Origin of the sequence: Streptomyces mesophilus (assembly GCF_040300965.1) — a bacterium.
Lineage (GTDB): Bacteria > Actinomycetota > Actinomycetes > Streptomycetales > Streptomycetaceae > Streptomyces > Streptomyces mesophilus_A.
The window spans coordinates 1-9,026 of the sequence record NZ_JBEPEW010000230.1; the positions used below are offsets into that span (position 1 = coordinate 1).

Below are 9,026 nucleotides of genomic sequence, written 5' to 3' on the forward strand. Positions count from 1 at the left end.
CGGGGCGAGCCCGCGGGGGCGGGGGGCGGGTTACTCCTCCCCCCCCCCCCCGGCGTTCGGCGGGGGGCGGCCCGCCGGCCGGCGGGCCGCCGCCCCTCCCCCGTACCGGTCAGGCAGCCGTACGCGACCGCGCTCGGCCCACCGCCCCGGCCACCGCGTCCACCACGAGGAACGCGAGCAGGCTCAGCCCGAACAGCGGAACGTACCAGCCGATGACCGCCGTCACGGCGAGCAGCGGCAGCAGGACCGGCAGCGGCACCTTGCGCCAGGTGCCGCGCGGCATCGGGCGGCCCATGCCCAGGGCGCCGGACTTGGTCGGGCGGCGCAGCCACCACATGCGGTAGCCCCAGAAGATCAGCAGCATCGTGCCCAGCATGAGCGCCGCGAGCAGCAGTTGGTTGGCGAGGCCGAAGAGCACACCCATGTGCAGGTTGATGCCGAGGCTGGTGAGCTTCGCGAGCAGCGGGTAGTCGGAGAAGCTGACCTTGTCGAGGACCTTGCCGTCCGCGGGGTCGATCGCCACCGAGTCCAGGTGGTACGGCCACGTGGTGTCGTTCTGCTTGACCACGTAGCCCTGGCCCTCGGTCGGGACCGTCACCGTGGTCCTGCCGTCGATGCCCTCACCGCGGGCGATCTCCAGGATGCGGTCGAGGCCGACGTCCGCGCCCTTGTGCGCCGCGTGGTCCCCGCCCCCGCCGTGGTCGCCGTGACCGGAGTCCCCGCCTGCGGCCGGTGTGGTGGCCGCGTCGACGGCGGGGGTCGCGCCACCGAGCCTGTCCTGCAGTTCACCGATGCTCACGCCCGCGTACTTGGACCAGGTGAGTCCGGTGGCGGACAGGAAGAGCAGTCCGAGCGCGGCCCACAGACCGATCGAACCGTGCCACGACAGGGTGCGGGCGCGGCCCTTCTTCTGGCCCCGCGCGGGCTTGAGCAGTTCACGGCGGCGGGCCCGGCGCCGGGCGAACCAGAGCAGCAGCCCGCCGAGCACCACCACCCACAGCCAGCTCGCGGCGAGTTCGCTGTAGTGGCGGCCGGGCTCGCCCAGGTGGAGATGGCGGTGCAGCTCGGAGGTCCAGGCACGTACCGGCAGGGCGCCCGAGCCGCCGTAGGACGGGAGTTCACCGCGGATCTCACCGTTGTACGGGTCCACGAACACCGCGAGCGTCTTGCCTTCCTCGACCTGCGGGCTGTCGAAGAGGACCCGGGTTGTCATGCCGTCCTCGTACGAGGGCCAGACGGCGGTGACGGTGCCCTCGGGGTGCGCTTCCTCGGCGGCCTCGACCTGCCGGGTGAGCGGGAGGGCCGAGTCGCCCACCGGGACCTCGAGTTCATGGCTGTACACGATCTTCTCGGCTTGGAAGGAGAGCGCGTACAGCAGGCCGCTCGCGGCAGCGACGAACAGGAACGGGGCGATGAGGACGCCCGCGTAGAAGTGCAGCCGCAGGAGCAGGGGACGCAGGGCCGACCAGGCGCCGGGTTTGGCGGCGGGGTCGGTGGCCGGGGTGGTGCCGGCGGGTGCGGTGGGCTCTGAGGGTTCGGATTGTTCCGGCTTGGGCCGGTCGTCGATCGCCATGGTGTCCTCGTGCATTCGCGTGGGCGCGCGGCAGCGCATACGGGTGCGAGGCGTCTCGGCTTCGGCTTCGCTGAGGCGAGGCGTCGGTTCGGTCTCGCGGATGCGGTGCGGTCGCGCGTGATGGCAGGGGGCGGCACGCCCACCGCCTGCGCGGATACGCGAGGAGGAGCCGTCCGGCCGGGAAGGGGCGCGAACGGTCAGACGGCGGCGGGCGCTTGATACGGCAGGAGCGCCCACGCGGGAGGCCCGCGCCGGATCACGGCATGGGCGAGTACGGCGGTACGGGGGCAGGCCCGTGTCCGGCGCGGCCGACCGCGCCGCACGGGGCGGGGCGCGTCAGGGAGCCGTACGGAAGTGAGCAGCAGCCGCAGCGGAGTGAACGCGAAGGCGGCAAGGGCCTCGACGAGCTGGAAGAAGGCCGCTTCGCCGCGGGCGATCCACAGCGCGCACAGCAGCCCTGCTACCAAGTGGGCGGCGAGCATGCCCAGCGAGCCGTGGGTCAGGGTGTCGAGCAGTGTCGTCTCCGCCGCCGTGCCCGGCATGCCGGCGTGCCGCAGATGCTCGGCGTGCGGGGACTGCGCGGCCGCGGAGTGCGCGCCGGTGAGCGCGAAGATGCCGTGCAGCAGCGTCTGGACCGCGACCATGCCGGCGCCGATGGTTCCGATTCCGCGGCGGCGGCCGCTCGCGCACCATGCGGTGGCGGCGAGTGCGGCAAAGGCCGGCAGAAGGGAGCTCAGGGGAAGTTCATGGTCGGACATGGACGAATGCCCCACGCCGGCCAGCGTGACGGCCACTGCCGCGAAGAGTGCGGCTCGCAGGGCGCGCAGCGGCGAGCGGGCATGGGTCATCGCGCACATCGTGCCAGGTTCTTTGTGGGGCGCAAGGGGCGGTCCGAGTGGATGGGGTGGGGGCGCCTGCGGCGGGCCCTTCTCCCCCGCCCCGCCCCTTCCCGAAACCGGGGCTCCGCCCCGGGCCCCGGCATCCGAACTTCGTTCGGATCTGCTCAATCGCCGCAGGGGCTGGGTTTGCCGGACCGGCTGAGATTGCCGGATTGACTGAGATTGCCGGATGGGCTGAGTGATCTGCCCTCGGCAGAAGGCCGTTCCCCCACCACCCCCAGGTCGGGCACGATCCCCGTATGCGACTTCTTCTTCTTGGTGGAACCGAGTTCGCCGGACGTGCTGTGGCCGAGCGGGCGCTCGCGCGCGGGTGGGAGCTCACCGTTTTCAATCGGGGGAACAACCCGGCGCCCGAGGGCGCGACCGCGCTGACCGGTGACCGCACCGCGCCCGGCGGGCTCGACGCGCTCGCCGAGGGCGAGTGGGATGCGGTGGTCGACACCTGGTCCCATGCGCCCCGCGCCGTCCAGGACGCGGCGCGGCTGCTCGAGGACCGCGTGGGTCGCTATGTCTACATCTCCAGCTGCTCCGTCTACACCTGGGCCCCGCCCGCCGGCTACGACGAGAGCGCTCCGGTCGTCGACGGCGACCCGGGCGCGGACGCCACCGACTACGCCGCCGACAAGCGGGGCGGCGAACTCGCCGCGCTCGCATCCTTCGGCCCCGACCGCACCCTGCTCGTACGGGCCGGCCTGCTGCTCGGGCCGTACGAGAACGTCGGCCGGCTGCCCTGGTGGCTGACCCGTATCGCGCGCGGCGGCCCCACGCTCGCCCCGGGACCTCGTGAACTGCCGCTGCAGTACGTCGATGTGCGGGACATGGCCGACTGGATCCTGGACGGCATCGAGGCGGGCCTCAGCGGCCCGTACAACATGATGAGCCCGCAGGGTCACGCGACGATGGGCGAGCTGCTCGAGGCGATCGTGGACGTGGTCGGCTCCGATGCCGAGCTGCGCTGGACCGACCCGCAGGTGATCCTCGACGCGGGCATCGAACCGTGGACGCAGCTGCCCGTATGGGTGCCGCCGGCGACCGATATGCATGACGCCCTGCACGCCGCCGATGTGTCCCCTGCCGTGGCCACCGGGCTGCACTGCCGCCCCGTACGCGAGACGGTCGCCGACACCTGGACCTGGCTGCAGTCCATCGGCGGCGAAGCCCCGCAGCGCCCGGACCGGCCGAGGAAGGGCGTCGCCCCGGAGGTGGAGGCGAAGGTCCTGGGGCTCTGAGCCCCAGGGACCGTGACCTCCGTGAGGCCGGGGCTCCGCACCCCGAAGACCCGGCCGGGGTGGTGCCAGCTACACCCCCGGCCGGGGGCGGAACCCCGTGACCTGGGCGTCCGTGCCCGCCACACTGGACGACGTACACGCCGCACCGGCGTACGCACAGATCCAGGAGGACGGTCGCCATGGGCGTGGACAGGACTGCGACGAAGAGGGTGCGCGGCTCGCTGCTCGCCGCGGCACAGGGCCTCGCGCTCGCACTGCTCGCGCTGACGGCCTCGATCGTCCTGTTCGTCCTCACGGTGGTGTCGCTCGCACTGATCCCGATCGGCGTCGGCGTCCTCACCACGCCGTACCTCCTCGACCTGGTCCGCGCGCACGCCACCGCGCGGCGGCGCCTTGCCGGCGAGTGGACCGGCAGGGAGATCGCCGTGCCGTACCGGCGTCTCCCCGCGGATCTGCGCACGGGGTTCGTCGGTCATGTGGAGCGGCTCAACCTCATGCTCAAGGACCCCGCGACCTGGCGGGACCTGCGGTGGCTGCTCACCGACATGACGGCCGGTGCGGTCACCGCGGTGCTCGCGCCGGGGCTCCTCGTCGAAGGACTCTTCGGCATCCTGCTGTTCGCGGGCCTGTGGACGGTGCTCGGGGACTGGTGGTACGCGTTCATCCCGGTGCAGGGCTGGGGTTCGGCCTTCCTGGCCTCGCTGCTCGGCCTGGTCTGGATCGCGGTCGGGCTGCTGTTCAACCCGTATCTCGTACGCGCCCACTTCGCCGTCGCCCGCGCCTCCCTCGCCCCCACCCGCAAGGCCCGCCTGGACGCCCGGATCGACCAGCTCACCGAGTCACGGCATGACGCGGTGGACGCCTCGGCGGCCGAACTGCGCCGTATCGAGCGGGACTTGCACGACGGAGCGCAGGCCCGGCTCGTCGCCATGGGTATGGACCTCGGCACGATCGAAGCACTGGTCGAGAAGGACCCGGCCAAGGCGAAGCAGCTCCTCGCCCAGGCCCGGCAGAACTCGGCGGACGCCCTGACCGAGCTGCGCGACCTGGTCCGCGGCATTCACCCGCCGGTGCTCGCCGAGCGCGGACTCGGAGACGCCGTCAAGGCGCTCGCGCTGCGGCTGCCGGTCCCGACGGACGTGGACGTCACCCTGCCGGGACGCCTCGGGGAACCGGTGGAGTCCGCCGCGTACTTCGCGGTGAGCGAGGTGCTCACCAACGCGGTCAAGCACGCGGGCGCCGAGCGGATCTGGGTGGATGTGCACCACGCCGACGGCCATCTGCGCATCACCGTCACCGACAACGGACAGGGTGGCGCGAGGATCGGCGGGGGCAGCGGACTCAGCGGTGTGGAGCGCCGGCTCGGTACATTCGACGGTGTCCTGGCCGTCAGCTCTCCCGCGGGCGGTCCCACCATGGTGACCATGGAGATCCCTTGCGCGTACTCCTAGCCGAAGATCTGTTCCTGCTGCGCGACGGCCTGGTGCGGATGCTGGAGGCGTACGACTTCGAGGTCGTCGCGGCCGTGGAGTCGGGGCCCGAACTCACGAAGGCCTTCGCCGAGTTGACGCCCGACGTGGCGATCTGCGACGTACGCCTGCCGCCCTCGCACACCGACGAGGGCCTGCAGTGCGCGCTGACCGCCCGCAAGGTGCGGCCCGGGCTGCCCGTGCTCATCCTGTCGCAGCACGTGGAGCAGCTGTACGCACGGGAGCTGCTCGCGGACGGCAACGGCGGGATCGGGTATCTGCTCAAGGACCGGGTCTTCGACGCGGAGCAGTTCATCGACGCGGTACGCCGGGTCGCGGCGGGCGGCACCGCGATGGACCCGCAGGTGATCCAGCAGCTGCTGTCGCGGCGGCAGTCGGACCGTCCGCTCGGCGGGCTCACCCCGCGCGAGCTCGAAGTGCTCGAGCTCATGGCGCAGGGGCGGTCCAACGCGGCGATCGCGGGCCAGCTGTTCATCACGGAACGGGCGATCGCCAAGCACACCTCCAATATCTTCGCGAAACTCGATCTCCCGGTGTCGGACGACGACAACCGGCGGGTGCTCGCGGTGCTCGCCTATCTGGACCAAGGGCGCTGAGAAGGCGGCACCAGAGTTCAAGGGCGTTGAGATTGGCCCCTGTTGAGGGTGTTGTGCCGGAATTGAACCCGGAGAATTCTACGAACTTCTGGGGCCGCTGAAACAAGCGGAGATCGTCCGCGTACACAGCTCCATGGGACGCACATCACGCAAACGTTCAAAGCTGGCCCGCCGGGCGGTCGCCGCCTCGGCGGCATTGGTCCTGGGTGCCGGCGGAGTGACGCTCGTCAATGTCTACGCCTCCGCGGGCGAAGGCAGCGAGCAGCCTCCTGCCGCGACCCAGGACGCGCAGTCCGGGCCGCGCATGTCGACCATCGACTGCCCGGATGTCGCCACGTCGCTGCAGGACGTGCCGGAAGGGGCACGCGAGGCCGTGGACCGTGAACTCGCGGCCCTGGACACGCAGATCACCGAGGCGTACCGGAAGTTCGCCGAGGATCCCGGTGCGGCCCAGGAAACCGTCCTCGGCCCGCTGGAGGAGCAGCGCCGCGGCACGCTCGCCGCGATCTCCGGCGCGATACAGGAGGCGGGGGGTCAGCCGCCGGAGGGCTTGGACTCCAACGCGCCTTGTACGTTACGGGCCGACGAGCAGCCTCCTGACCAGGGCGGAACCGCGAGCCCGAGCGAGGACCCCGGACAAGAGGAGGAGGACGGAGGCCAGGACGGCGGTCAAGGTGAGGAGCCGGGCGAGGAACCGGGCAACGGCGGGCAGGCCGGCAACGGACCCTCCCCCGACGACTTCGTCCCGATCGAGGACGTCGAGCCCAATGTGAGCAAGGTGCGCAATCAACGCGGCGCGTCCCGCGGACAGTTCGAGACCAAGTGCGGAACGAATGAGAACGGCAAGTTCAACCCGGACAATGTCATCGTCGCGCCGGGTGTGAGCAATGGCGCCCACCATATGCACGACTATGTCGGCAACCAGGCGACGGACGCTTTCTCCAGCGACGAGGATCTCGCCAACGGACAGACCACCTGCCGCAATCAGCGGGACAAGTCCACGTACTACTGGCCGGTCCTCAGGGTTCAGAACGGTCAGGAAGAAGAAGACGCCCAGGCCGACGGCGGCGGGAACGACCAGAACGTAGGAGAGATCCAGACCCCCGACCAGGTCACGCTGAAGTTCGTGGGCAATCCGACCGCCAAGGTCGTCGCCATGCCGCGTTTTCTGCGGATCATCACCGGTGACGCCAAGGCGTTCACCAACGGCAATGCGAATGCCAATGCCTCATGGAGCTGCACCGGATTCGAGAACCGGCAGCTGAAGGACAAATACCCGCTGTGCCCCGAGGGTTCCAAGGTGGTGCGCACCTTCAAGTTCCAGAGCTGCTGGGACGGCGCGAACATCGACAGCGCCAACCACCGCACCCACGTGGCCTTCGCCGGCGCCGACGGGCGCTGCCCGGGGGGCTTCCGGGCCATTCCGCAGCTGGTGCAGCGGATCGTGTACGACGTGCCCCCGGAGCCGAACTTCGCGGTCGACTCCTTCCCCGAGCAGCTGCACAAGCCGGTGACCGACCACGGAGACTTCATCAACGTGTTCGCCGACCGGGAGATGCGACGCCTGGTGAACTGCCTCAACCGCGGTGACCGCTGCCGCTGACCCGGCCGCGGACCGCTGCCCCTGACCCCGGTCCGCGTACCGCTGTTCACCGACCATGGGCCCCGTCCCCCACGCGGGGCCCATGCCCCCGGCCTGCGCGGCCGGCTCAGTGCCCGTGGCCCCCTGTGTGCCCGCTCCCCCCAGCACCGCTACTCCCCGAGTGGTGCCCGGCACGCTCCACGGTCCCGCCGAGCCGGCCGCGCAGAGACATGACCACCTTCTCCTCGCCACTGGCGACCCATTTGCGGCCGACGAGATATGTGCCGCCGTAGTCATTGGCCTCGTTGATCCACTCGCGCTGGCCGCGGTCCGTGGCGAACGTGGTGAGGATGAACCGGCCTTCGCCGTTACGGCAGTTGGCCTGGCGCAGTTCGGCCGCGTCCGTCTGGACGTTGGGCTCGCAGTCCGCCTTCTCGGCGATCTCCTCGAGGGTTCCGGTGACCGGCTCCGGCTCCGGCTTCTGCTCGCCGCTGCAGCCGAGCACCAGGGTGAACACGGCGGCCGCACACGCTAGTCGGGCTATGTGGGGGCGTAGGCGCATGGGCCCATCGTGCACCTGCGGCACCTGCGCCCGTGCGCTTTCTCCGGGTTCGGAACCACAGGAGCCCTCAGGTGACTCCTGACCCTCGTGACGTCGGCCGGACCCGGCGGCCATACTGGCGCCCGGTGTCTCGAGGGGGAGCAAGCGACAGATGACGTACGGGGCGGAACTGCCAGGCCGTATCGGCCCCTACACGGTCGAGCGCGAGCTGGGCTCGGGCGGCATGGGGACGGTGTACCAGGCGCGCTCGCGCGGCGGGCGAACGGTCGCGGTCAAGGTGGCGCGTCCCGAGCTGGCCGCCGACCCGCACTTCCGCGCACGGTTCCGTGCCGAGGTCGAGGCCGCCCGCAAGGTCGGCGGCTTCCATACGGCGCAGGTGGTCGACGCCGACCCGGACGCGGACACTCCCTGGCTGGCGACGGCGTACGTGGCGGGTCCGACACTGGCCAGCCTCATCGACCGGCAGGGTGCGATGAGCGAAGCCCAACTGCGTTCTCTGGGCGCGGCGTTGGCGGAGGCCCTGGGGGCCATCCACGGCTGCGGGCTGATCCATCGCGATCTCAAGCCGGGCAACATCATCATGGCCGAGGACGGCCCGCGCGTCCTCGACTTCGGGATCGCACGGGCCGTCGAGTCCACCCGCCTGACCTCCACCGGAGCCGCCTTCGGTACGCCCGGATTCCTGGCACCCGAACAGGCGCAGGGACTCGAAGTGGGCCCTGCGGCCGATGTGTTCGCCCTGGGCGCGGTCCTTGTCGCCGCTGCCGGCGGCAGCGCGTTCGGCGCGGGTACGCCGATGGGGCTGATGTACCGCTCGGTGCACGAGACGCCGGACCTCTCGGCCGTACCGGAGGGCATGCGGCGTTTCGTCGCCGACTGTCTCGCGAAGGACCCGGCCGCACGCCCCACGCCGGAACGGCTGCTCGACCTGTTCGCCCCGCAGACCTCCCCGCAGCCGCGGCCCCCCGCGCACCCGCCGACCGTGGCGGTCGCCCCCGCGCGGCCGGTGGCCGACGGGCTGCACCGGCTCCCCACCCGGCCCGCCACGGGAGCCGCGGCGGGCGCGGCGGGCGCGGCGGGCGCGGCGGGCGCGGC

General features: G+C 71.5%; 8 protein-coding genes. 5 read left to right on the plus strand and 3 right to left on the minus strand.

The features are described from left to right. Positions 1-109 precede the first annotated feature (109 nt). Positions 110-1,573, minus strand: a complete 1,464-nt coding sequence (locus tag ABT367_RS39225) for a PepSY-associated TM helix domain-containing protein (protein ID WP_352258481.1) — start codon at positions 1,571-1,573, stop codon at positions 110-112. Positions 1,574-1,770: 197 nt separating this feature from the next. After that, positions 1,771-2,421, minus strand: coding sequence for a hypothetical protein (locus ABT367_RS39230; RefSeq protein ID WP_352258483.1), 651 nt, complete (start codon positions 2,419-2,421; stop codon positions 1,771-1,773). A gap of 290 nt (positions 2,422-2,711) precedes the next feature. On the opposite strand from ABT367_RS39230, the gene ABT367_RS39235 reads away from it, so the two are divergent. The 4 genes from ABT367_RS39235 (at position 2,712) to ABT367_RS39250 (ending at position 7,390) form a co-directional block, all read left to right on the plus strand. After that, positions 2,712-3,701 (plus strand): NAD-dependent epimerase/dehydratase family protein, encoded by a 990-nt coding sequence (locus tag ABT367_RS39235; protein ID WP_352258485.1) that lies wholly within the window; start codon positions 2,712-2,714, stop codon positions 3,699-3,701. A gap of 179 nt (positions 3,702-3,880) precedes the next feature. Further along, positions 3,881-5,152, plus strand: a complete 1,272-nt coding sequence (locus ABT367_RS39240; RefSeq protein ID WP_352258487.1) for a sensor histidine kinase — start codon at positions 3,881-3,883, stop codon at positions 5,150-5,152. Beyond that, on the plus strand, positions 5,137-5,787 hold the full coding sequence (locus ABT367_RS39245; RefSeq protein WP_352258488.1) for a response regulator transcription factor: 651 nt from the start codon (positions 5,137-5,139) through the stop codon (positions 5,785-5,787). Before ABT367_RS39240 ends, ABT367_RS39245 begins: the two co-directional genes overlap by 16 nt. Positions 5,788-5,920: 133 nt before the next feature. Further along, positions 5,921-7,390, plus strand: a complete 1,470-nt coding sequence (locus ABT367_RS39250) for a DUF1996 domain-containing protein (protein ID WP_352258490.1) — start codon at positions 5,921-5,923, stop codon at positions 7,388-7,390. Between the two features lie 106 nt (positions 7,391-7,496). Here the strand turns inward: ABT367_RS39250 and ABT367_RS39255 are convergent, their stop codons facing one another. Continuing rightward, on the minus strand, positions 7,497-7,931 hold the full coding sequence (locus ABT367_RS39255; protein WP_352258492.1) for a hypothetical protein: 435 nt from the start codon (positions 7,929-7,931) through the stop codon (positions 7,497-7,499). Between the two features lie 151 nt (positions 7,932-8,082). On the opposite strand from ABT367_RS39255, the gene ABT367_RS39260 reads away from it, so the two are divergent. After that, a partial coding sequence (locus ABT367_RS39260; protein ID WP_352258494.1) for a serine/threonine-protein kinase occupies positions 8,083-9,026 on the plus strand: 944 nt, incomplete at its 3' end.

Excerpts from the sequence above, each read along its gene's own strand:
- ABT367_RS39225 (WP_352258481.1), bottom strand. The coding sequence starts at position 1,573 with ATGGCGATCGACGACCGGCCCAAGCCGGAACAATCCGAACCCTCAGAG.
- ABT367_RS39230 (WP_352258483.1), bottom strand. The coding sequence starts at position 2,421 with ATGACCCATGCCCGCTCGCCGCTGCGCGCCCTGCGAGCCGCACTCTTC.
- ABT367_RS39235 (WP_352258485.1), top strand. The coding sequence starts at position 2,712 with ATGCGACTTCTTCTTCTTGGTGGAACCGAGTTCGCCGGACGTGCTGTG.
- ABT367_RS39240 (WP_352258487.1), top strand. The coding sequence starts at position 3,881 with ATGGGCGTGGACAGGACTGCGACGAAGAGGGTGCGCGGCTCGCTGCTC.
- ABT367_RS39250 (WP_352258490.1), top strand. The coding sequence starts at position 5,921 with ATGGGACGCACATCACGCAAACGTTCAAAGCTGGCCCGCCGGGCGGTC.
- ABT367_RS39255 (WP_352258492.1), bottom strand. The coding sequence starts at position 7,931 with ATGCGCCTACGCCCCCACATAGCCCGACTAGCGTGTGCGGCCGCCGTG.